Below are 22028 nucleotides of genomic sequence, written 5' to 3' on the forward strand. Positions count from 1 at the left end.
AACGACCGTTCGAAAAAATTCCTGCGGCCAGCCACCGGGGATTTTCCCGGGGGTTCGATTGTAGCGCCGCTCGGGCGGGCGCGCTGGAGGTGCTTCGAGGCGTATTCTGCTTCCGGTGCGCGTAGAAGCGACAACGGCGGTCACAAGGGCCGCCGTCGATCGGGAATTGGCTGCGCCGCGTAGCGTGTCAGCCCTGCTCCGCCTTCGCGAGCGGCCACGCGCCCGACAGCGCCTTTTCGAGCCAGAACGTACCGACGATCGTCTTCACGTCGGTGATCTTGCCCGTTCGCACCCATTCGAGCAGTTCGGGAACCGTCGCCGTGAAGGTTTCGAGAAACTCGCCGTCGTCGAGTTGTGCCGCGCCTGCGGTCAAGCCGCGTGCGAGGTAAATGTCGATGAACTCGGTCGAGTACGAGATCACGGGATGGATCTGCGCGAGATACACATACTCGCGCGCCGTATAGCCCGTCTCCTCCTTCAGTTCGCGGATCGCGCAGGCGAGCGCGCCCTCCTGCGGATCGAGCTTGCCTGCCGGGAATTCGGTCATCACGCGCGAGAGGGGATAGCGGTACTGGCGCTCCATCAGCACGCGGCCGTCGTCGAACAGCGGGATGACCATCACCGCGCCAGGATGCTGGACGAACTCGCGCGTGGCGTGTTTGCCGTCCGGCAGCGCGACGGTGTCGCGCTTCAGGGTAAGAAAATTGCCCGCGTAGAGCGTCGTGCTTTCCACGCACGTCTCGGCGAGCGCCGGGTCGTGTTGATGATGTTCAGCCATAGTCAGCCTCGTGGGTGCTCAGAAAAATCGGGAAGCCGCGGGCGCGCCGCTTGAAGTGAAATCGGCCAGACTGCGGGTCGCACCGCGCGTGCCGGCCGCGGGCCGGCTACGCGCGTCACGCCGGGCGGCGTTTGACGAGATATTGCCAGGTGAAGCCGGGGAACGCGAACACGACAAAAAGACTGAAGGTGATCGCGTAGAACTGCCAGCCCTGGTCAAAACGATTGCCGGCGCGCGCCTCCAGCAGGAAGCCGAACGTACCGACCACAAAATACAGCACGATCATTTCAGCGATGCGAATCCACGCACTCTTCTTCGGTGCGCGAAGCGGCACGACGCCGAACAATCGCTGGTTGAGGAACGGTAGGTTGGCGCCCGCGAGCGCCAACAGCACGATGAACCAGCCGGCTGCCGACATTAGAGCGGCAGCGTATGCGTGACAGCCTGCAGGCAGATCGACATCAGCGGGCCAGGAATGATGCCGAGCACGAGCACCGCCACGCCGTTGAGCGTGAGCAGCGCGCGGTTGCATGCGTGGCTCTCGATCGGAGCTTCGTCCTGCGGTGCGTCGAAGTACATCAGCTTGACGATACGCAGGTAGTAGAACGCGCCGAACAGCGACGTGATCACGGCGAGCACGGCAAGCCACGTGAGGCCTGCGTTCATGGTCGCTTCGAGCACGGCGAGCTTCGCGTAGAAGCCGACCGTCGGCGGAATGCCGGCGAGCGAGAACATCATGAGCATCATGACGAACGCGAACACCGGGTTGCGCTGGTTCAAGCCCTTGAAGTCGTCGATCGTTTCCGCTTCGAAATCGCGGCGGGAAAGCAGCATGACCACGCCAAACGCGCCGAGTGTCGTGATCAGGTAGACGATACTGTAGAACATGGCCGAGCTGTATGCGCTGGCCGCGCCCGTCGCCTTGTTGTCGACGATGCCGGCGAGCAGGCCGAGCAGCACGAAGCCCATGTTCGAAATGGCCGAGTACGCGAGCATGCGCTTGATGTTGCGCTGGACGATACCCGTAATGTTGCCGACGATCATCGAAAGTGCCGCGAGGATGATCAGCATCTCTTGCCAGTCCACTGCCAGCGGCAGCAGGCCCATCACGAGGAAGCGCACCGCCCATGCGAATGCCGCGACCTTCGGGCCGCCGCCGGTGAGCAGCGTCATGGCCGTAGGCGCGCCTTGATAGACGTCGGGCACCCACATGTGGAACGGCACCGCACCCATCTTGAACGCCACGCCGGCGACGATGAACACCACGCCGAACAGCAGGACGATATCGTTGATGTGGCCCGAAGCCACGGCCTTGAACACTTCGTTCAGTTCGAGCGAGCCGGTCGCGCCGTACAGCATCGAGATGCCATAGAGCAGGAAGCCTGAAGCGAGCGCACCCAGCACGTAGTACTTCATGGCCGCTTCGTTCGACTGCGCCGCGTCACGACGCAGTGCGATGACCGCATAGAGCGAGAGCGACATCAGCTCGAGGCCGAGGTACAGCGTGAGGAAGTTGTTGCCCGAGATCATCGTGAGCTGGCCGAGCAGCGAGAACAGGCCAAGCAGGAAGAACTCGCCCCGGAACATGTCGCGGTCTTCGAGGTACTTGCGCGAGTACACGATCGACACGGCGTAGCCGAGCGTGACCACCGCCTTCATGGCGCTCGCGAACGGATCGACCACGTACATGCGCGTGAAGTAGTAGTACACGTGCGGATCGAACGCGTCCACCGCGAACCAGATACCGGCTATGACCGTGGTCAGCAGCGCGATGAAGTAGGTCGTGCGCCGGTTTTCAGGACCGGTGAACGTGTCGTTGAGCCACGCGACGACGAGGCCGGTCATCACCAGGCCGTCGGGCAGCAGAGCGTACATAGGGGCGTTTGGCATGATCTTTTGTTCCTCCGCTCGGGTATTACTGTGACAGCGGCAGTTTCGACACTGCGACGTGGGAGAGGAGGTTTTCCACGGAAACGTGCATCACATCGGTAAAGGGCTTCGGGTAGACGCCCATGAAAAGCGTAAACAGTGCGAGCACCCCAAGAATGAAGTATTCGCGACCGTCGATGTCCTTCAACTCGCGAACGTGGTCGTTCGCGATGGCGCCGAAGTACACCCGCTTGTACATCCACAACGTATAGGCCGCGCCCAGGATCAGCGTGAACGCCGCCCCGAAAGCGATCCAGAAGTTGTACTTCACAGCCGCCAGAATCACCATGAATTCGCCGACGAATCCCGAGGTGCCCGGCAGACCGCAGTTGGCCATCGCGAACAGCATAACCAGCGCCGCGAACTTCGGCATGGTGTTGACCACACCGCCGTAATCCGCGATATCGCGTGTGTGCATGCGGTCATACAGCACGCCGATGCACAGGAACATGGCGCCCGAGACGAAACCGTGCGAGATCATCTGGATGATCCCGCCTTCCATCGCGAGTTGGCTCGACGGGCCGAACATAAAGAAGCCGAGCGTGACGAAGCCCATGTGGGCAATCGACGAGTACGCGACCAGCTTCTTCATGTCCGCCTGCACCATCGCCACGAGGCCGATGTAGATCACGGCGATCAAGGACAGCGTGATGATGACCGGCGCCAGGTAGTGACTCGCGTCCGGCGTGACCGGCAGCGAGAAACGCAGGAAACCGTACGCGCCGAGCTTGAGCATGATCGCGGCCAGCACGACCGAGCCGCCCGTGGGTGCTTCGACGTGCGCGTCCGGCAACCACGTGTGGACCGGCCACATCGGCACCTTGACGGCGAACGCGAAGAAGAACGCGATGAACAGCAGGATTTGCGGCGTCATGGCGATCTTCGCGGCCTGCCAGGAGGCGAGGTCGAAGGTCCCGGTAATGCGGTACAGGTACAGCAACGCGACCAGCATGAGCAGCGAGCCGGCCAGCGTGTAGAGAAAGAACTTGAACGCTGCGTACACGCGGTTCGGGCCGCCCCACACACCGATGATGATGTACATCGGAATGAGCGTGGCTTCGAAGAACACGTAGAACAGCAGACCGTCGGCGGCGCAGAAAACGCCGATCATGATGCCCGACAGGATGAGGAACGACGCGTAATACTGCGCGACGTTCTTCGTGATGACCTGCCAGCCCGCGATCACGACGATCACGGTGATGAGTGCCGTCAGCACGACGAACCACATCGCGATGCCGTCGACGCCCAGGTGATACGCAATATTGAACCGCTCGATCCAGACCGCCTTCTCCTCGAACTGCAGGGAAGCCGTGCTCGTATCGAAGCCCGCGACGAGCGGAAGGGTGACGAGGAAACTAAGCACCGAACCGATGAGTGCGAGCCAGCGGTCCGCACTCGGGTTCCGACGGGAACCCACTACAAGAACGATGACGCCGAATACGATCGGCATCCATATCGCAATACTGAGAATCGGAGTTGCGTGCATGCGTTTCCTCGCCTTATTTTGCCTTATTTGCCGCCGAGCGTTACAAACAGGGTAAGGAGGCCAAGCATGCCAATGATCATGGCAAATGCGTAGTGGTAGATATAGCCGGATTGCAGGAAACGAATGACACTTGCAAACCAGCCGATAAACTTGGCGCTCCCGTTTACGACGCCGTCGATCACGACGACATCGCCCTCCTTCCACAGACCGCGACCGATCGCGACTGCTCCGCGAGCGAAGACGATTTCGTTGATCTTGTCGAGGTAGTACGCGTTTGCCAGCAGCTTGTAGACCGGCGAGAAAGTGCGCGACACGACGGCCGGCAGTTCCGGGCGCTTCATGTAGAAGAACCACGCCACCACCACACCCGCGAGTGCGAGCCACACCGGCAAGCCCGAGAACGCATGCGCGCCCATCGCGGCCCAGCCCTGGAATTCCTTGCCCATCTCCGCGAGCGCTTCGTGGTTCTCGCCAACGAAGATGACGTTCTGGAACGCCACGCCATGCGAGAAGAAGTCACCGAAGAGCAGCGGCTGGATCGCGAACGCACCGGCGATCACCGAGGGAATCGCGAGCAGAACGAGCGGCACCCAGATGACCCACGGCGACTCGTGCGGCACGTGCACGTGGTGTTCGTCGTGACCGTGGCCATGATCGCCGTGATCGCTGTGGGCAGCATTCGCGGCTTCGATCGCCATCGGCGACTCGGGGTGCTTCGGACCGCGGAAGCGCTCTTCACCGTGGAACACGAGGAAGTACATACGGAACGAGTACAGCGCCGTGACGAACACGCTCGCAACCACCGCGAAATACGCGAAGCCCGAACCCGGCAGGTGCGAGAGCTTCACTGCGTCGATGATCGAATCCTTCGAGTAGAAGCCCGAGAAGAACGGCGTGCCGATCAGCGCGAGCGAACCGATGAGCGAGGTGATCCACGTGATGGGCATGTACTTGCGCAGGCCGCCCATGTTTCGCATGTCCTGATCGTGGTGCATGCCGATGATGACCGAACCCGCGCCGAGGAACAGCAGCGCCTTGAAGAACGCGTGCGTCATCAGGTGGAAGATCGCGACCGGGTAAGCCGAGACGCCGAGCGCCACGGTCATGTAGCCGAGCTGCGAGAGCGTGGAGTAAGCCACCACACGCTTGATGTCGTTCTGGACCACCCCGAGGAAGCCCATGAAGAGCGCGGTAATGGCGCCGATCACGACGATGAACGACAGCGCGGCTTCGGAAAGTTCGAACAGCGGCGACATGCGCGCGACCATGAAGATACCGGCCGTCACCATGGTTGCCGCGTGAATCAGCGCGGAGATCGGCGTCGGGCCTTCCATCGAGTCCGGGAGCCAGACGTGCAGCGGGAACTGAGCCGACTTGCCCATTGCGCCAATGAAGAGGCAGATACACGCAACGGTGAGCAGGTTCCACGAGGTGCCCGGGAACGTCAGCGCGGCGATTTCATGACCCTTCGCGAAGATGTCGTTGTAGTTGAGCGAGCCGCCGAACGCGAGCAACAGGCCAATACCGAGCAGGAAGCCGAAGTCGCCGACGCGGTTCACGAGGAACGCCTTCATGTTCGCGTAGATGGCGCTTTCACGCTTGAAGTAGAAGCCGATCAGCAGGTACGAGACGAGACCCACCGCTTCCCAGCCGAAGAACAGCTGCAGGAAGTTGTTGGCCATCACGAGCATCAGCATCGAGAACGTGAAGAGCGCGATGTACGAGAAGAAGCGCTCGTAGCCCTCTTCTTCTGCCATGTAGCCGATCGTGTAGATGTGCACCATCAAGGACACGAAGGTCACGACGACCATCATGAGCGCAGTCAACGAGTCGATGAGGAAGCCAACTTCGAACTTCAGGCTGCCAACCGACATCCATTCGTAGACAGTCGCGTTGAAGCTCGCGCCGCCCATCACGTCGAAGAACGTGATGAGCGAAAGCACGAACGCAATCGCGACGCCGAGAATGGTCACCGTATGCGCGCCCGCGCGCCCGATCGTTTTGCAAAAGAGACCGGCAATCAGAGAACCGGCGAGAGGAGCCAGCGGGATCGCCAGCAGAAGAGTTTCGTTGAGAGTCGTTGCCATAAAGTCAGCCTGCCTTAGCCTTTGAGCTGATCGAGATCCTCGACATTGATCGTGTCGAGGCTGCGGAACAGGGTCACAAGAATAGCCAGACCAATTGCAGCTTCCGCCGCCGCAACTGTAAGCACGAAGAACACGAAAATCTGTCCGTGAACGTCACCGAGATAATGCGAGAACGCGACAAAGTTCGTGTTCACCGCTAACAACATCAGCTCAATCGCCATCAGGATGATGATGACGTTGCGCCGATTGAGAAAAATGCCAACGATCGAGATCGCAAAAAGGATCGCGCCGAGGACGAGGTAATGGGCCAGTGTCAGCATGGTTCGCTCCTTCGCGCTTAGCTCTTCGTTGCCGGTGCGGCCGGCGCGGCACCTGCCGCAGGCGCAGCCCCGGCCTCGGCTTGCGCCGGTTCCGCCGGCTCCGGCACTTCCACGACGGCCTGCATCTTCACGAGGCGCACGCGGTCCTCGCGACGCACCTTGACCTGCTTCGACACGTCCTGGCGCTTCGAGTCCTTCGGCTCGCGCACCGTGAGCGCGATAGCCGCGACGATCGCCACCAGCAGCACGAGGCCGGCGACTTCGAAGGCGAAGATGTAGTCGGTGTAGATGATCTTGCCGATCAGGTGCGCGTTCGAGATCGCGGCGGCGGCGGCCGGCGTGGTGTCGGGCACCGGCGTGCTCGTCGCGCCGAAGCCGTGCCACAGGATCAGCGCGGTTTCGACCACGATGATCGCGCCCACGATGGTCGCCACCGGGATGAAGCGCTTGAAGTCGCGGCTCAGCACGTCGATGTTGATGTCCAGCATCATCACCACGAACAGGAACAGCACCATCACCGCGCCCACGTAGACGAGCACCAGCAGGATCGCGAGGAATTCGGCCTCGAGCAGCATCCAGATCGCGGCCGCGTTGAAGAACGCGAGCACGAGGAAGAGCGCAGACGCGACAGGATTGCGCGAAGTGATCACCTTCAGCCCTGACAGCGTGAGCAGCAGCGCGAAGATGTAGAACAGGACGGTCGTGAATTCCATGATTACTGGTTCATCGTTGAGGCCTTCGTGAGGCGGATTGCGCGGCGCAGACTGGCGGCCAAACCAGGGAGCGTCGCGCCGCGGCGGTCAGGCTGCGGTATCGCGCGGGCGTTCGGCACACGCGTTCCCCACAGCCGGCCCGAACCGCGGGCCGATGCAGCGTCAAACTGAAAGATCAACGGTACGGTGCATCCGCTGCCTTGTTCGCCGCGATCTGCGCTTCATAGCGATCGCCAACGGCCAGCAGCATATCCTTCGTGAAATACAGATCGCCGCGCTTCTCGCCGTGATACTCGAGAATGTGCGTTTCGACGATCGAGTCGACCGGGCAGCTCTCTTCGCAGAAACCGCAGAAGATGCACTTGGTCAGGTCGATGTCGTAACGCGTCGTGCGGCGCGTGTTGTCCTCGCGCACTTCCGATTCGATCGTGATCGCGAGCGCGGGGCACACGGCCTCGCACAGCTTGCACGCGATGCAGCGCTCTTCGCCATTTTCATAGCGGCGCAGCGCGTGCAAACCCCGAAAACGCGGGGACATAGGCGTCTTTTCTTCCGGGAACTGCACGGTGAACTTGCGCTTGAAGGCGTAACGCCCCGTCAGCGCGAGCCCCTTGAGCAGCTCGGTCAGGAAAAACGTCTTGAAGAAGTTTTGGATAGCGTTCATGGTTGTGTTCGCCCCTTATTTCCAGATGCTCAACGGCGACATGTACCAGAAGCCGACCACGATCAGCCACACGATGCACACCGGAATGAACACCTTCCAGCCGAGACGCATGATCTGGTCATAGCGATAACGCGGGAACGTCGCGCGGGCCCAGATGAAGACCGACAGCAGGCAGAAGACCTTCAGCACCAGCCAGAACACGCCCGGGATGAAGTCGAGGAACGCGAACGGGGCGCTCCAGCCGCCGAGGAACAGCACCGAGGCGAGCGCCGAGATCACGATCATGTTGATGTACTCGGCGAGGAAGAACAGCGCGAACGCCATACCCGAGTAATCGATCATGTGACCCGCGACGATTTCCGACTCCCCTTCCACCACGTCGAACGGGTGACGGTTCGTTTCGGCAATGCCCGAGATGAAGTAGACGACGAACATCGGCAGCAGCGGCAGCCAGTTCCACGAGAGGAACGTGATGCCCCAGTTTGCGAACATGCCGCGCATCTGGCCTTCGACGATCACCGAAAGATTCAGGCTGCCCGACACCATCAGCACGACGACGAGCGCGAAACCCATCGAAATTTCGTACGAAACCATCTGCGCCGCGGCGCGCATGGCGCCGAGGAACGCGTACTTCGAGTTCGACGCCCAGCCCGCCAGAATCACGCCGTACACGCCGATCGACGAGATCGCCATCGCGTAGAGCAGGCCCGCGTTGATGTCGCCGAGCACCGCGCCCGCCTGGAACGGAATCACCGCCCAGACCGCGAAGGCCGGCACCACCACCATGATCGGCGCGACCATGTAGATCCAGCGGCTCGCCTGCGCGGGCTGAATCACTTCCTTGAGCAGCAGCTTCAGCACGTCGGCGATCGGCTGCAACAGACCCGCCGGGCCCACGCGGTTCGGGCCGAGACGCACGTGCATCCAGCCGATCAGCTTGCGCTCCCAGAGGATCAGGTACGCGACGCACAGCAGGATCACCACCGCGACGACGAGAATGCGCACCAGCGCCCAGACGGTGGGCCATGCCAGGCCGAGCAGCTGGCTGCCGCCTGCATTGATCGTATCGAACAAGCTCATTTACGCCTTCTCCACCAGCAGTTCACCGAACAGGCTGCCGAGCTGCGCACCGGCCGGCGTCGCCGCCGACACGCGCACCACCGTCGGCGCAAGATTCGCATCGCGCGTTGCGGGCGCCGTCACCGACAGATCACCCTGGCGCACGCGCACGGCGTCGCCTTCCTTCAGGCCGAGCTGGTCGAAGTATGCCGCCGGCAGGCCGATCGCGTTCGCCACGCGGGCAGCCATGGTGAGCTGCAGCGCTTCGCCGCGGCGCACGATTTGATCGGCGTGGTAGATCGGCACGTCGGCGATGCGCTCGAAGCGGCCTTCCGCCGCCTTCGCGAGGCTGCCGCGCGCCACCGTGGCGCCGGCCTTGTTCGACAGGCGGCCTTCGAAGCTGCCGTCGCCGAGCGCCTTGCGGCGCACTTCCTCGGCGGTGTCGTATTCGAAGCCCTTGGCGCCCAGCAGCGTGCCGAGCACGCGCAGAACCTTCCATGCCGGACGCGTGTCGCCGAGCGGGCGCACGACGCCGTTGAAGGTCTGAGCCGTACCTTCGGCGTTGATGAAGGTACCCGAGGTTTCCGTGTACGGCGCGATGGGCAGCAGCACGTCCGCGTAGTCGAGGCCCGTCTTGTACGGCGAGAACACGGCGACCATTTCGGCCTGCGCGAGCGCAGCGCGCGCGGCGGCCGGGTTGGCCGTATCGAATTCCGGCTCGACGTTCAAGAGCAGATAGCCCTTGCGCGGCTGCTCGAACGCTTCGCGTGCGTTCAGGCCGTCGCGGCCCGGCAGTGCGCCGGCGATATGCGCGCCGACCGTGTTGGCCGCTTCCGTGAGGAAGCCAAGCGTCGCGCCCGTCGTTTCGGCGATGAACTGCGCGGCTGCGTGCAGGCGCGAGAATTCCGGATGCTGGACCGCGGCGTTGCCGAGCAGCACGTAGCGGCGCTCGCCGTTCGCGAGCGACGCGGCGACCTGCTTCGCGGCTTCCGTGGCCTGTGCGCCTGCGAAGCCTTCCGGCACCGCAACGCCCTTCGCCTCGGCAACGGCCGCTGCGATCGAAGCGAGTTCGTCGAGCCATGCCGAAGGCGCGGCGACGATGCGCTGTGCGTTCGGGATCAGCGAGCCGTCAGCGGTGGCCTGCAGGAAGCTGACCTGTGCCCCGCCCTTCGCAGCCTGGCGCAGACGCGCGGCGAACAGCGCGTGGTCGCGGCGCAGGAACGAACCGATCACGAACGCCGAGTCGGCATACGAGAGCTCGGCGATCTTCGTGCCGAGCCACGGTGCGCCTTCGAGCGGTGCCGAGAAGTCGCTCTGGCGCAGGCGGAAGTCGACGTTCGGCGTGCCGATCGCGTCCGCGAACTGCTTCGCGAGATAGAGTTCTTCGAGCGTGCTGTGCGGGCTCGCGAGCAGCGCGAGCTGGTTCTCGCCGTGCTCGTCGCAAATGCCCTTGATGCCCTTCACGATGTATTCCAGCGCGGTCTGCCAGTCGGTCTCGATCCACTCGCCGCCCTGCTTGATCATCGGGCGCGTGAGACGGTCTTCGCTGTTCAGGCCTTCGTAGGAGAAACGGTCCTTGTCCGAGATCCAGCATTCGTTGATGGATTCGTTCTCGAACGGCAGCACGCGCATCACGCGGTTGTTCTTCACCTGCACGACGAGGTTCGCACCCGTTGCGTCGTGCGGGCTCACCGACTTGCGGCGCGACAGTTCCCACGTCCGCGCCGAGAAGCGGAACGGCTTGCTCGTGAGCGCGCCGACCGGGCACAGGTCGATCATGTTGCCCGAGAGTTCCGAGTCCACCGTCTTGCCGACGAACGAGGTGATTTCCGAGTGCTCGCCGCGGCCGAGCATGCCGAGCTCCATCACACCGGCGATTTCGTCGCCGAAGCGCACGCAGCGCGTGCAGTGGATGCAGCGCGACATCTCTTCCATCGAGATGAGCGGACCGACGTTCTTGTGGAACACCACGCGCTTTTCTTCGCTGTAGCGCGAGGCGGACTTGCCGTAACCGACGGCCAGATCCTGGAGCTGGCATTCGCCGCCCTGATCGCAGATCGGGCAGTCGAGCGGGTGGTTGATCAGCAGGAACTCCATCACGGCTTGCTGACCCTGCACGGCCTTGTCCGACATGGTGCGCACGACCATGCCTTGCGACACCGGCGTCGCGCACGCGGGCACGGCCTTCGGCATCTTCTCGACATCGACGAGACACATCCGGCAGTTGGCCGCGATGGAGAGCTTCTTGTGATAGCAGAAGTGCGGGATGTACGTGTCCACGCGCTGAGCAGCCTGGATCACCATGCTGCCCTCGGGCACCTGCACCTTCTTGCCGTCTATTTCAAGTTCAACCATGATGGTTAATCGTCCCTAACCTGTTACCGCTCAATTTCACAGCGGCATTCCCCGTTGCGTCGTGCTACGCGTCGATGTGCGCAACCCGGCACAACGCGCTGTCTTGACTCGCCGTCAGGCGGCCACCGTTTCCGAGGCCGCGTGCGAGCCGGCATGACCGCCGACGAGACAACGCTTGTTGTGCACGTGATATTCGAATTCGTCCCAGTAGTGCTTGAGCATGCCGCGCACCGGCATGGCCGCCGCATCGCCGAGCGCACAGATCGTGCGGCCCATGATATTGCCCGCCACCGAGTTCAGCAGGTCCAGGTCTTCCTGGCGGCCCTCGCCGTGCTCGATGCGGTTCACCACGCGATACAGCCAGCCCGTGCCTTCGCGGCACGGCGTGCACTGGCCGCACGACTCTTCGTAATAGAAGTACGAGAGGCGCAGCAGCGAGCGCACCATGCAGCGCGTTTCGTCCATGACGATGACGGCGCCGGAGCCGAGCATCGAGCCCTGCTTGGCGATGGAGTCATAGTCCATGTCCGTCTGCATCATCAGGTCGCCCGGAATGACCGGCGCCGACGAGCCGCCCGGAATCACGGCCTTCAGTTTCTTGCCGCCGCGCACGCCGCCGGCCAGCTCCATGAGCTTCGCGAACGGGGTGCCGAGCGGGATCTCGTAGTTGCCCGGACGCTCCACGTCGCCCGAGATCGAGAAGATCTTCGTGCCGCCGTTGTTCGGCTTGCCGAGTTCCATGTACGTCTGCGGACCCACGCTCAGCAGGAACGGGACGGCTGCGAACGTCTCGGTGTTGTTGATCGTGGTGGGCTTGCCGTACACGCCGAAGCTCGCCGGGAAAGGCGGCTTGAAGCGCGGCTGGCCCTTCTTGCCTTCGAGCGACTCGAGCAGCGCGGTTTCCTCGCCGCAGATGTACGCGCCATAGCCATGGTGCGCGTGCAACTGGAACGAGAAGTCCGTGCCGAGAATGTTGTCGCCGAGATAACCCGCCTGGCGCGCTTCTTCCAGCGCAGCCTCGAAGCGGCGATACACCTCGAAAATCTCGCCGTGGATGTAGTTGTAGCCCACGGTGATGCCCATCGCGTACGCCCCGATGGCCATGCCTTCGATCACGCTATGCGGATTCCAGCGCAGGATGTCGCGGTCCTTGAACGTGCCAGGCTCCCCCTCGTCCGAGTTGCAGACGAGATACTTCTGCCCCGGGAACTGACGCGGCATGAAGCTCCACTTCAGGCCGGTCGGGAAGCCCGCGCCGCCGCGGCCGCGCAGACCGCTCGCCTTCACGTCGGCGATCACCTGCTCGGGCGGAATCTTTTCTTCGAGAATACGGCGCAGCTGCTTGTAGCCGCCGCGCGCGACGTAGTCTTCGAGATGCCAGTTCTCACCGTTGAGGCCCGCGAGAATCAGCGGTTTGATGTGACGGTCGTGCAACGAAGTCATTTCGAAAGCTCCTCGAGCAGCTGGTCGATCTTCTCGCGGCTCATGAAGCTGCACATGCGGTGATTGTTCACGAGCATCACCGGTGCATCGCCGCACGCGCCCATGCACTCACCTTCTTTCAAGGTGAACTTGCCGTCGGGCGTGGTTTCGCCGAAGTCGATACCGAGCTTCTGCTTCAGGTATTCGGCGGCGCTCTCCGAGCCGCCTTCCGGGCCGAGCTGGCACGGCAGATTCGTGCAGAGCGTGATCTTGTGCTTGCCGACCGGCCTCGTCTCGAACATCGTGTAGAAGGTGGCGACTTCCTGGACCGCGACAGGCGGCATGCCGATGTAGTCGGCCACGAACTGCATGATTTCGGGAGACAGCCAGCCATGCTCTTCCTGAGCAACGGCCAAAGCCGCCATCACGGCGGACTGTCGCTGATCGGCGGGGTACTTCGTCAACGCGCGATCGATTTCTTTCAGGCCTTCAGCTGAGATCATTTTCAGACACGACTCTTTCAATTCCTACCGAACGAAAACCTGCCGCGCGTTCTCATACATTCGCTGCGACAGACGTGGCGTTCCATGCTGCGTGCGCCCGGGACCGGGCGCACCTTGCTGCGCGCCGCCTTAGCGGTCAATTTCACCGAACACGATGTCCTGCGTGCCGATGATCGTGACCGCGTCGGCAATCATGTGGCCGCGCGCCATTTCATCGAGCGCGGACAGGTGGGCATAGCCCGGCGCACGGATCTTCAGACGATACGGCTTGTTCGCGCCATCTGACACCAGGTAGATGCCGAATTCACCCTTCGGATGTTCGACGGCAGCGTATGCCTCGCCTTCGGGCACGTGGAAGCCTTCCGTGAAGAGCTTGAAGTGGTGAATCAGCTCTTCCATGTTCGACTTCATGTTCACGCGCGAAGGCGGCGCAACCTTGTGATTGTCGACCATCACAGGGCCGGGATTCTTGCGCAACCACTCAATGCACTGTTTCGCGATGCGGGTGGACTGACGCATTTCTTCGACGCGCACGAGATAGCGGTCGTAGCAGTCGCCGTTCACGCCCACCGGAATGTCGAAGTCCATCTGGTCGTAGACTTCGTACGGCTGCTTCTTGCGCAGGTCCCACTCGATGCCCGAACCGCGCAGCATCGCGCCCGTCAGGCCAAGCTGCATGGCGCGCTCGGGGCTCACCACGCCGATGCCGACCAGACGCTGCTTCCAGATACGGTTGTCGGTGAGGAGCGTTTCGTACTCGTCGACGCAACCGGGAAAGCGCGTGAAGAAGTCGTCGATGAAGTCCAGCACCGAGCCCTGGCGCGCCTCGTTCATGCGGGCGAGCGCCTTCTCGTTGTGGATCTTCGACGCCTTGTATTGCGGCATTGCGTCAGGCAGATCGCGGTACACGCCGCCCGGACGGTAGTAAGCCGCATGCATGCGCGCACCCGAGACCGCCTCGTAGACGTCCATCAGGTCCTCGCGCTCGCGGAACGCGTAGAGGAACACCGCCATCGCGCCGACGTCGAGCGCGTGCGAGCCGATCCACATGAGGTGGTTCAGCACGCGCGTGACTTCGTCGAACAGCACGCGGATGTACTTCGCGCGGATCGGCACTTCAATGCCGAGCAGCTTTTCGATGGCGAGCACATAGCCGTGCTCGTTGACCATCATCGACACGTAGTCGAGACGGTCCATGTACGGCACCGACTGGATGAACGTCTTGCTTTCGGCGAGCTTTTCTGTCGCGCGATGCAGCAGGCCGATGTGCGGATCGGCGCGCTGGATCACTTCGCCGTCGAGCTCGAGCACGAGGCGCAGCACACCGTGCGCTGCCGGGTGCTGCGGGCCGAAGTTGAGCGTGTAGTTCTTGATCTCTGACATGCGACCCTCTTAGTGTTTCTTCAGACCGCCGTAGCGATCTTCGCGGATCACACGCGGCGTGATCTCGCGCGGCTCGATCGTGACGGGCTGGTAGACCACGCGCTTCTGCTCCGGGTCGTAACGCATTTCGACATAGCCCGAAACCGGGAAGTCCTTGCGGAACGGATGGCCGATGAAACCGTAGTCGGTCAGGATGCGGCGCAGGTCGGGGTGGCCTTCGAAGACGATGCCGTACAGGTCGAACGCCTCGCGCTCGTACCAGTTGGCCGAATTCCAGATCTCGACGAGCGAGGGCACGATGGGCACTTCGTCGTCCGGCGCGAACACGCGCAGACGCACGCGCCAGTTGTTCGCGAGCGAGAGCAGATGCGACACCGCGGCGAAGCGCGGGCCTTCCCAGGCGCCGTCACCGAAGGTCTGATAGTCGACGCCGCACAGGTCGACCAGTTGCTCGAAGCGCAGCGAGGGATTGTCGCGCAGCTCCTTGGCCACCGCGAGGGACTCGCCCGCCTTGACGACCAGCGTCAGTTCGCCGAGCGCCTCGGTAAGGCTGACGATGCGCGCGCCGAGGGCCGCTTCGAGGTTCGCTTTCAGGGTCTCGAGTTTGCTTGCCATATTGTGGGGAGGCACGCGGCCTTTATTGACGGGCGATGGTGCTGGTGCGGCGAATCTTCGCCTGCAACTGGATCACCCCGTAGACCAGGGCTTCCGCTGTCGGCGGGCACCCCGGCACATAGACGTCGACCGGCACGATGCGATCACAACCGCGCACGACCGAATACGAATAGTGGTAGTAGCCGCCACCGTTGGCGCACGACCCCATCGAAATGACCCAGCGCGGCTCGGCCATCTGGTCGTAGACCTTGCGCAGCGCGGGCGCCATCTTGTTGCAGAGCGTACCGGCGACGATCATGACGTCCGACTGACGCGGGCTCGGACGGAACACCACGCCGAAACGGTCAAGGTCGTAACGGGCCGCGCCCGCGTGCATCATCTCGACCGCGCAACACGCCAGACCGAACGTCATCGGCCACAGCGAGCCAGTGCGCGTCCAGTTGATCAGCTTGTCAGCCGTGGTGGTGACAAACCCTTCCTTCAAGACCCCTTCGATACTCATGTGCTTTCCACTCCAGACGGACAGCCCACAGTTTCCCCGCAGTGCCGCCCATACAATCCGGCGATTAACCCATTATTCCCAGTCGAGACCACCCTTCTTCCAGATGTAGGCAAAGCCCAGCAGGAATTCGAGCAGAAACAGCATCATCGACAAGAAGCCCGGCCAGCCGATGTCGCGCAGGGCCACGCCCCACGGAAACAGGAACGCCGTTTCGAGGTCGAAGATGATGAAAAGGATGGCGACCAGGTAGTAGCGTACGTCGAACTTCATTCGGGCGTCTTCGAAGGCTTCGAAGCCGCACTCGTACGGCGAATTTTTTTCGCTGTCCGGCCGGTTGGGACCGAGGACCTTGCCGATTGTCACTAGCGCTATACCCAGACCAACACCCACGAGGAGGAACAGGAGGACGGGGAAATAGGCAGCGAGGTTCAAGGCTATCCTCTATATCGGTTGGTTCTGAGGTTCCGCTGGAACTTGCGTCGCTCCGCGGGAATCACTTCACGTACTTCGCGCTGCGAACAGAAGACGAACACGACGTAAGAAGCAAAAATGCCAGCCGAAGCTGAAGCAAGCGGCTGGCATTTTTTAGATAACATTGGTGCCGACGGCGAGACTCGAACTCGCACAGCTTTCGCCACTACCCCCTCAAGATAGCGTGTCTACCAATTTCACCACGTCGGCACTACATGCAATCCGGGACAACAAAATCTTGCAACCCGCGAATCGCTTCAAGACTTAAATTCTAACTTGTTTCCGTTCGTTGTTCAACGCACAAAACAAGTTTTTCAAACTTATTTCGGAACGTCGCTGCCGGGTTGCGAGGCTGCTGCAGCCGGCGAAGCCGCCGCCGGAGCGGATGCGCCAGGAGCAGATGCAACCGGCGCCGAAGCAGCCGGCGCCGAGGCTACGACCGGGGCTGGAACCGAAGCGCCAAGCAGGCCCGCCGAAGGCTTCGCATGATACGACCCCAGGTAAGTTAACGCAAGGGTGGAGCAGAAAAACACCGTTGCGAGAACTGCCGTAGTGCGCGAAAGGAAGTTCGCGGAGCCGCTCGCGCCGAACAGGCTGCCCGACGCGCCGCTGCCGAATGCGGCGCCCATGTCCGCGCCTTTGCCGTGCTGCAGCAAGACGAGGCCGATCACCCCGAGCGCCGACAGAAGCTGGACGACGATAATCAACGTTTTCAAATACAGCATCACACTCACCTGAGTCCTGGTTGAACGTCCGCCCCTCCCGGAGCAGACGCGTAAGCAGCCCGCACGACGCGTTTTGGTTCGAATGCTTCGTGCGCAAGCCTTTAGCTCGCGACGCTGGCGCCCGCCGCAGCGGCCGCGCAGATCGCGAGGAAATCACCCTCTTTCAGCGACGCACCCCCGATCAGGCCGCCGTCGATGTCAGCCTGACGGAAGAGCTCCGCCGCATTTTCCGGCTTCACGCTGCCGCCGTAGAGCAGCGGCACGTCCGCCACTTGCGCGCCCTTGGCCACGAGGCGCGCGCGCAGGAACGCATGCACCTGCTGAGCCTGCTCCGAGCTCGCACTCTTGCCCGTGCCGATCGCCCAGACCGGCTCGTAAGCGACGACGATACGCGCCGCCTCTTCGACCGACAGCACGGCCAGCACGGCATCGATCTGTGCGCCGACCACGCGCTCGGTCGCGCCCGACTCGCGTTCTTCGAGCGTCTCGCCTACGCAGACGATAGGCGTGAGGCCCGCCGCAAGCGCGCGCTGCGCCTTCACAGCGACGCATTCGGAACTCTCGCCGTGGTAAGCGCGGCGTTCCGAGTGACCAACGATCGCAAACGTGGCTTCGAAGTCGGCAACCATGCCTGCCGCGACTTCGCCCGTATAGGCACCCTGCTCGTGCGCCGAAATGTCCTGCGCGCCCCACTGAACCCGGCTGCCGCCGAGCAGTGCCTGCGCCTGCGCGAGATACGGGAACGGCACGCACACACCAACGTGCACGTCCGGGGGCAGCGGCTGCGCGCCGCGCGCAACGCCTTCTAGCAGTGCCGCATTGGCCGCGAGGCGGCCATGCATCTTCCAGTTACCGACTACGAGCTTCGATCGTTGTTTCGTCATTGTTCCGGTTGCTGTTAAAAGCGGACGCAAAACACATAATTTTACTGCGTGAAATCCAGACGGGTCAAACCGGCCCGCCCGCGATGCACAAAAATACGCGAAAAAAATCCCGAAAAATCAAGCACGAGCGGGTCGCTTGTGCCGATGCGCCGTCAGGGCGCGCTACTCCAGTCGAGCACGATCTTGCCGATATGCTCGCTGCTTTCCATCAACGCATGGGCCTCGGCGGCCTGCGCGGCGGGGAATACGCGGAACACGACGGGTTTGATGCGGCCCTCTTCGATGAGGGGCCAGACCTTCGCCTTGAGTTCCTGCGCGATCTGGGCCTTGAACTCCACGGAACGCGCACGCAGCGTCGAACCGGTCACCGTGAGCCGGCGGCGCAGGATCTCGCCCATGTTGAGTTCGGCCTTGGAGCCGCCGAGCGTCGCGATAAGCACGATGCGGCCACCGGTCGCCAGTGCGGAAAGCTCGCGCGCCACGTAGCCGCCGGCCACCATGTCGAGAATCACGTCCACGCCGCGGTCGTTCGTGAGGGCCTTCACGACCTCCACGAAATCGCTAGTGCGGTAGTTGATGGCGCGGTCGGCGCCGAGCGCCTCACAGGCGCGGCACTTGTCGTCCGAGCCCGCGGTTGCGAACACGCGAAAGCCGAGGGCATGCGCGATCTGGATCGCCGTCACGCCGATGCCGCTCGAGCCGCCCTGCACGAGCAGCGTCTCGTTCTCGCCGCCCTCGCCCTGGCCCAGGTAGGCGCGCTGGAAGACGTTGCTCCAGACCGTGAAGAACGTTTCGGGCAGCGAGGCCGCCTCGACATCGGTGAGCCCCTTCGGCACCGGCAGGCATTGCCCGAGCGGCGCGACCGCGTATTCGGCGTAACCGCCGCCCGCAATCAGCGCGCACACGCGATCGCCTATTTTCAGGCCGAACGGATTGTTCTTCTCCTCGATCGAGCCGCCGACGATCTCGCCCGCCACCTCGAGCCCCGGCAGATCGGAAATGCCCGGCGGCGGCGCATACGAGCCCTTGCGCTGGAACACGTCGGGACGGTTCACGCCCGAGGCGCTCACCTTGATCAGCACTTCGCCAGCCTTCGGCTCGGGAGTTGGCCGTTCGGCCAGCTTGAGCACGTCCGGCGCACCGAATTCCGTAATCTCGACTGCCTTCATCTCGCGTCTCCTCAGCGCTTCGCGCCCCGTCTGGATGGCGCTGCGCACGCGACAGGATTGACTCATGCGCACTGCCATTCACCCTCATTGTCATAAAAAACGGCCGGCGCGTTCTGCACGCTGCCGGCCGTTGGAGCTTACCGCTTTACTGCTGCGGCTCGCCTTGCGGTGCGCCGCCATTGGCTTGCTCGTTGAGCAGCGCCTTGGCGGACAGGCGCACCCGGCCCTTCTCGTCCGTCTGGATGACCTTGACCTTCACAACCTGGCCTTCCTTCAGATAGTCGTTGATGTCCTTGATGCGCTCGTTGGCGATCTCGGAGATGTGCAGCAGACCATCCTTGCCCGGCAGCAGGTTTACGATCGCGCCGAAGTCCAGCAGCTTGAGGACCGCGCCTTCGTACACCTGGCCCACTTCGATTTCGGCCGTGATGTTCTCGATGCGCTTCTTCGCTTCGGCCATGCCTTCGCTCGACGTCGAAGCGATGGTCACGACGCCGTCATCCGAAATGTCGATGGTCGTGCCCGTTTCTTCCGTCAGCGCACGAATCACCGAACCGCCCTTGCCGATCACGTCGCGGATCTTTTCCGGGTTGATCTTGATGGTGATCATGCGCGGAGCGTACGCCGACAGTTCGGTGTTCACGCCCGACACAGCCGAGGTCATCTTGCCGAGGATGTGCATGCGGCCTTCCTTCGCCTGCGCGAGCGCGACCTGCATGATTTCCTTGGTGATGCCCTGGATCTTGATGTCCATCTGCAGCGCGGTCACGCCAGCTTCCGTACCCGCCACCTTGAAGTCCATGTCGCCGAGGTGATCTTCGTCGCCGAGGATGTCGGTCAGCACGGCGAACTTGTTGCCTTCGAGGATCAGGCCCATCGCGATGCCGGCGACGTGCGCCTTCATCGGCACGCCGGCGTCCATCAGCGCGAGGCAGCCGCCGCACACCGATGCCATCGACGACGAACCGTTCGACTCGGTGATTTCCGAGACCACGCGGATCGAGTAGCCGAATTCTTCGGCGCTCGGCAGGCACGCGACGAGCGCGCGCTTGGCGAGACGGCCATGGCCGATTTCACGGCGCTTGGGCGAGCCAACACGGCCCGTTTCGCCGGTCGCGAACGGGGGCATGTTGTAGTGGAGCATGAAGCGGTCGCGGTACTCGCCTTCGAGCGCGTCGATGATCTGCTCGTCGCCCTTGGTGCCGAGCGTCGCGACGACCAGCGCCTGCGTTTCGCCGCGCGTGAAGAGCGCCGAACCGTGGGTGCGCGGCAGTACGCCCGTGCGGATCTCGATCGGGCGAACCGTGCGCGTGTCGCGGCCGTCGATACGCGGCTCGCCGTTCAGGATCTGCGAACGGACGATCTTCGCTTCGAGGTCGAACACGATGTTGCCGACCGTGGCCTTGTCGGCCGCCGTCGTGCCGGCCGCAGCCGCTTCTTCTTCGAGCTTGGCCGACGTCGCTGCGTAGACTTCCTTCAGCTTGGTCGAGCGCTGCTGCTTGTCGCGCAGTTGGTACGCGGCGAGCAGGTTGTCGTTGGCGATGGCCGTGACGCGTGCGATGAGCGCTTCGTCCTTCGGCGCCGGCGTCCAGTCCCACTCGGGCTTGCCGCCGTCACGCACCAGTTCGTGGATCGCGTCGATGGCCGTTTGCATCTGCTCGTGGCCGAACACGACCGCGCCGAGCATCACGTCTTCCGGCAGCTGGTCGGCTTCCGACTCCACCATCAGCACGGCGCGCTCGGTACCGGCCACGACGAGGTCGAGGCGCGATTCCTTGATCTGGGCGCGCGTGGGGTTGAGCACGTACTCGTTGTTGATGTAGGCCACGCGTGCGGCGCCCACCGGGCCGTTGAACGGCAGACCCGAGATCGCCAGCGCAGCCGACGCGCCGATCAGCGCGGGGATGTCAGCCGGAACTTCCGGGTTGATCGACAGGACGTGGATCACGACCTGGACTTCGTTGTAATAGCCTTCCGGGAAAAGCGGGCGCAGCGGACGATCGATCAGGCGCGAGATGAGCGTCTCGCCTTCCGACGGACGGCCTTCGCGGCGGAAGAAGCCGCCCGGGATCTTGCCGGCCGAATAGGTCTTTTCGATGTAGTCGACGGTGAGCGGGAAGAAGTCCTGACCCGGCTTGGCGGTCTTCGCGCCGACGACGGTCGCGAGCACGACGGTGTCTTCGACGTCGACGATGACAGCACCGCTCGCCTGACGGGCAATCTCACCCGTTTCGAGGCGCACGTTGTGCTGGCCCCATTTAAATTCCTTCACGACTTTATTGAACATGGTCATGGTCATGGTCACTCACTCCTTACTCATTTGTTATGCGCCGCCCGCACACGCGGACGATGCGGCAAGACAGGCTCCGACACCGCGCAGGAAGAGGAGTGTTATGCCATTCCAGCGGATCGCGAGGTTGCAAAACGGTTGCAATGCGGCTGTGACGCATCGCCGCGTACGATCTGCTGGAATGACACAAAGCTCTGCCCCCGAGGCCCGGCCCTGCTGCTTGTACTGCTGGTGCTACGTGGTGTTGCCTTGTGTTACGGACCGGTGTTCATCGCATCGAAGCGGCCTGAAAAGCAGCATGAAGCGCACCGTTCAAAAACAAAATGCCTGCATCAGTGGAACTGACACAGGCATCTTTGCGGAAGACCTTCCGATTACTTACGCAGACCCAGCTTCTCGATCAGCGCGCGGTAACGGTCAGCGTCCTTGCCCTTCAGGTAGTCGAGCAGCTTGCGGCGGCGGCTCACCATGCGCAGCAGACCGCGGCGGCTGTGGTGATCCTTCGCGTGCGACTTGAAGTGCGAGGTCAGTTCGTTGATACGCGACGTCAGGAGCGCAACCTGAACTTCGGGCGAACCCGTGTCATTGGTGCCGCGCGCGAATTGCGCGACGACGTCGGACTTCTTGATATCTGCTACGGACATTTTGCTTTTCCTTTAAAACAAACGAGCGG

The 22028-nt window shown here is 62.7% G+C and carries 21 protein-coding genes and 1 tRNA gene; all 22 read right to left on the bottom strand.

The genetic code is table 11. The annotated features are described in order from the left end of the window. Positions 1 to 187: 187 nt before the first annotated feature. Positions 188 to 778, bottom strand: coding sequence for an NUDIX domain-containing protein (locus tag M3A49_RS20450; RefSeq protein WP_028205665.1), 591 nt, complete (start codon positions 776 to 778; stop codon positions 188 to 190). A gap of 115 nt (positions 779 to 893) precedes the next feature. Next, positions 894 to 1196 (bottom strand): DUF2818 family protein, encoded by a 303-nt coding sequence (locus M3A49_RS20455; protein WP_028205666.1) that lies wholly within the window; start codon positions 1194 to 1196, stop codon positions 894 to 896. After that, positions 1196 to 2668: an NADH-quinone oxidoreductase subunit NuoN gene (gene nuoN / locus M3A49_RS20460; RefSeq protein ID WP_266230527.1), complete on the bottom strand. Its 1473-nt coding sequence runs from the start codon at positions 2666 to 2668 to the stop codon at positions 1196 to 1198. Before nuoN ends, M3A49_RS20455 begins: the two co-directional genes overlap by 1 nt. A gap of 25 nt (positions 2669 to 2693) precedes the next feature. Beyond that, on the bottom strand, positions 2694 to 4193 hold the full coding sequence (locus M3A49_RS20465; RefSeq protein WP_266230529.1) for an NADH-quinone oxidoreductase subunit M: 1500 nt from the start codon (positions 4191 to 4193) through the stop codon (positions 2694 to 2696). A 23-nt stretch (positions 4194 to 4216) separates the two neighbouring features. Then, positions 4217 to 6280, bottom strand: coding sequence for an NADH-quinone oxidoreductase subunit L (gene nuoL, locus M3A49_RS20470; RefSeq protein WP_266230531.1), 2064 nt, complete (start codon positions 6278 to 6280; stop codon positions 4217 to 4219). A gap of 14 nt (positions 6281 to 6294) precedes the next feature. Further along, on the bottom strand, positions 6295 to 6600 hold the full coding sequence (nuoK, locus tag M3A49_RS20475; RefSeq protein WP_006052894.1) for an NADH-quinone oxidoreductase subunit NuoK: 306 nt from the start codon (positions 6598 to 6600) through the stop codon (positions 6295 to 6297). A gap of 17 nt (positions 6601 to 6617) precedes the next feature. Next, complete coding sequence (locus M3A49_RS20480) at positions 6618 to 7313, bottom strand: NADH-quinone oxidoreductase subunit J (RefSeq protein ID WP_254357568.1); 696 nt, start codon at positions 7311 to 7313, stop codon at positions 6618 to 6620. Positions 7314 to 7488: 175 nt separating this feature from the next. Beyond that, on the bottom strand, positions 7489 to 7977 hold the full coding sequence (gene nuoI / locus M3A49_RS20485; RefSeq protein ID WP_254357569.1) for an NADH-quinone oxidoreductase subunit NuoI: 489 nt from the start codon (positions 7975 to 7977) through the stop codon (positions 7489 to 7491). 15 nt (positions 7978 to 7992) lie between these two features. Beyond that, positions 7993 to 9057, bottom strand: a complete 1065-nt coding sequence (gene nuoH / locus M3A49_RS20490) for an NADH-quinone oxidoreductase subunit NuoH (RefSeq protein WP_266230543.1) — start codon at positions 9055 to 9057, stop codon at positions 7993 to 7995. Beyond that, positions 9058 to 11391 carry an NADH-quinone oxidoreductase subunit NuoG gene (gene nuoG / locus M3A49_RS20495; protein ID WP_266230545.1) on the bottom strand — a complete coding sequence of 778 codons (2334 nt, stop codon included), beginning with the start codon at positions 11389 to 11391 and terminating at the stop codon, positions 9058 to 9060. It abuts the gene before it with no gap. 114 nt (positions 11392 to 11505) lie between these two features. Further along, complete coding sequence (nuoF, locus tag M3A49_RS20500) at positions 11506 to 12834, bottom strand: NADH-quinone oxidoreductase subunit NuoF (RefSeq protein ID WP_266230547.1); 1329 nt, start codon at positions 12832 to 12834, stop codon at positions 11506 to 11508. Next, on the bottom strand, positions 12831 to 13316 hold the full coding sequence (gene nuoE, locus M3A49_RS20505; RefSeq protein WP_028205675.1) for an NADH-quinone oxidoreductase subunit NuoE: 486 nt from the start codon (positions 13314 to 13316) through the stop codon (positions 12831 to 12833). The genes nuoF and nuoE overlap by 4 nt, the downstream gene beginning before the upstream one ends. 129 nt (positions 13317 to 13445) lie before the next feature. Then, the gene (locus M3A49_RS20510) at positions 13446 to 14699 is read right to left on the bottom strand and encodes an NADH-quinone oxidoreductase subunit D (RefSeq protein WP_028205676.1); all 1254 of its coding nucleotides are present in this window, start codon (positions 14697 to 14699) and stop codon (positions 13446 to 13448) included. Positions 14700 to 14708: 9 nt separating this feature from the next. Then, positions 14709 to 15314 (bottom strand): NADH-quinone oxidoreductase subunit C, encoded by a 606-nt coding sequence (locus M3A49_RS20515; RefSeq protein ID WP_254357572.1) that lies wholly within the window; start codon positions 15312 to 15314, stop codon positions 14709 to 14711. Positions 15315 to 15336: 22 nt separating this feature from the next. Further along, the gene (locus tag M3A49_RS20520) at positions 15337 to 15816 is read right to left on the bottom strand and encodes a NuoB/complex I 20 kDa subunit family protein (protein ID WP_027819582.1); all 480 of its coding nucleotides are present in this window, start codon (positions 15814 to 15816) and stop codon (positions 15337 to 15339) included. A 72-nt stretch (positions 15817 to 15888) separates the two neighbouring features. Further along, positions 15889 to 16248, bottom strand: coding sequence for an NADH-quinone oxidoreductase subunit A (locus M3A49_RS20525; protein ID WP_028205678.1), 360 nt, complete (start codon positions 16246 to 16248; stop codon positions 15889 to 15891). A gap of 164 nt (positions 16249 to 16412) precedes the next feature. Beyond that, positions 16413 to 16497: transfer RNA gene (locus M3A49_RS20530), tRNA-Leu, on the bottom strand. Positions 16498 to 16607: 110 nt separating this feature from the next. Next, positions 16608 to 17012, bottom strand: a complete 405-nt coding sequence (secG, locus tag M3A49_RS20535) for a preprotein translocase subunit SecG (protein ID WP_028205679.1) — start codon at positions 17010 to 17012, stop codon at positions 16608 to 16610. A gap of 101 nt (positions 17013 to 17113) precedes the next feature. Continuing rightward, entirely contained in the window at positions 17114 to 17896 is a 783-nt protein-coding gene (gene tpiA / locus M3A49_RS20540) for a triose-phosphate isomerase (protein WP_254357573.1), read from the bottom strand. A 152-nt stretch (positions 17897 to 18048) separates the two neighbouring features. Beyond that, complete coding sequence (locus M3A49_RS20545; RefSeq protein ID WP_266230571.1) at positions 18049 to 19065, bottom strand: NAD(P)H-quinone oxidoreductase; 1017 nt, start codon at positions 19063 to 19065, stop codon at positions 18049 to 18051. Positions 19066 to 19210: 145 nt separating this feature from the next. Beyond that, a complete protein-coding gene (gene pnp, locus M3A49_RS20550; RefSeq protein WP_201693548.1) occupies positions 19211 to 21358 on the bottom strand; it encodes a polyribonucleotide nucleotidyltransferase in 2148 nt (715 codons plus the stop codon). A gap of 371 nt (positions 21359 to 21729) precedes the next feature. Then, the gene (gene rpsO, locus M3A49_RS20555; RefSeq protein WP_042271770.1) at positions 21730 to 21999 is read right to left on the bottom strand and encodes a 30S ribosomal protein S15; all 270 of its coding nucleotides are present in this window, start codon (positions 21997 to 21999) and stop codon (positions 21730 to 21732) included. Positions 22000 to 22028: the final 29 nt, after the last annotated feature.

Origin of the sequence: Paraburkholderia sp. CNPSo 3076 (assembly GCF_026343935.1) — a bacterium.
Lineage (GTDB): Bacteria > Pseudomonadota > Gammaproteobacteria > Burkholderiales > Burkholderiaceae > Paraburkholderia > Paraburkholderia nodosa.

Excerpts from the sequence above, each read along its gene's own strand:
- nuoI (WP_254357569.1), bottom strand. The coding sequence starts at position 7,977 with ATGAACGCTATCCAAAACTTCTTCAAGACGTTTTTCCTGACCGAGCTG.
- nuoK (WP_006052894.1), bottom strand. The coding sequence starts at position 6,600 with ATGCTGACACTGGCCCATTACCTCGTCCTCGGCGCGATCCTTTTTGCG.
- rpsO (WP_042271770.1), bottom strand. The coding sequence starts at position 21,999 with ATGTCCGTAGCAGATATCAAGAAGTCCGACGTCGTCGCGCAATTCGCG.
- M3A49_RS20545 (WP_266230571.1), bottom strand. The coding sequence starts at position 19,065 with ATGAAGGCAGTCGAGATTACGGAATTCGGTGCGCCGGACGTGCTCAAG.
- nuoL (WP_266230531.1), bottom strand. The coding sequence starts at position 6,280 with ATGGCAACGACTCTCAACGAAACTCTTCTGCTGGCGATCCCGCTGGCT.
- nuoE (WP_028205675.1), bottom strand. The coding sequence starts at position 13,316 with ATGATCTCAGCTGAAGGCCTGAAAGAAATCGATCGCGCGTTGACGAAG.
- M3A49_RS20455 (WP_028205666.1), bottom strand. The coding sequence starts at position 1,196 with ATGTCGGCAGCCGGCTGGTTCATCGTGCTGTTGGCGCTCGCGGGCGCC.
- M3A49_RS20520 (WP_027819582.1), bottom strand. The coding sequence starts at position 15,816 with ATGAGTATCGAAGGGGTCTTGAAGGAAGGGTTTGTCACCACCACGGCT.
- nuoH (WP_266230543.1), bottom strand. The coding sequence starts at position 9,057 with ATGAGCTTGTTCGATACGATCAATGCAGGCGGCAGCCAGCTGCTCGGC.
- nuoN (WP_266230527.1), bottom strand. The coding sequence starts at position 2,668 with ATGCCAAACGCCCCTATGTACGCTCTGCTGCCCGACGGCCTGGTGATG.
- M3A49_RS20515 (WP_254357572.1), bottom strand. The coding sequence starts at position 15,314 with ATGGCAAGCAAACTCGAGACCCTGAAAGCGAACCTCGAAGCGGCCCTC.
- M3A49_RS20450 (WP_028205665.1), bottom strand. The coding sequence starts at position 778 with ATGGCTGAACATCATCAACACGACCCGGCGCTCGCCGAGACGTGCGTG.
- M3A49_RS20465 (WP_266230529.1), bottom strand. The coding sequence starts at position 4,193 with ATGCACGCAACTCCGATTCTCAGTATTGCGATATGGATGCCGATCGTA.
- M3A49_RS20480 (WP_254357568.1), bottom strand. The coding sequence starts at position 7,313 with ATGGAATTCACGACCGTCCTGTTCTACATCTTCGCGCTGCTGCTCACG.
- secG (WP_028205679.1), bottom strand. The coding sequence starts at position 17,012 with ATGCTGTATTTGAAAACGTTGATTATCGTCGTCCAGCTTCTGTCGGCG.
- tpiA (WP_254357573.1), bottom strand. The coding sequence starts at position 17,896 with ATGACGAAACAACGATCGAAGCTCGTAGTCGGTAACTGGAAGATGCAT.
- nuoF (WP_266230547.1), bottom strand. The coding sequence starts at position 12,834 with ATGACTTCGTTGCACGACCGTCACATCAAACCGCTGATTCTCGCGGGC.
- nuoG (WP_266230545.1), bottom strand. The coding sequence starts at position 11,391 with ATGGTTGAACTTGAAATAGACGGCAAGAAGGTGCAGGTGCCCGAGGGC.
- M3A49_RS20510 (WP_028205676.1), bottom strand. The coding sequence starts at position 14,699 with ATGTCAGAGATCAAGAACTACACGCTCAACTTCGGCCCGCAGCACCCG.
- pnp (WP_201693548.1), bottom strand. The coding sequence starts at position 21,358 with ATGACCATGTTCAATAAAGTCGTGAAGGAATTTAAATGGGGCCAGCAC.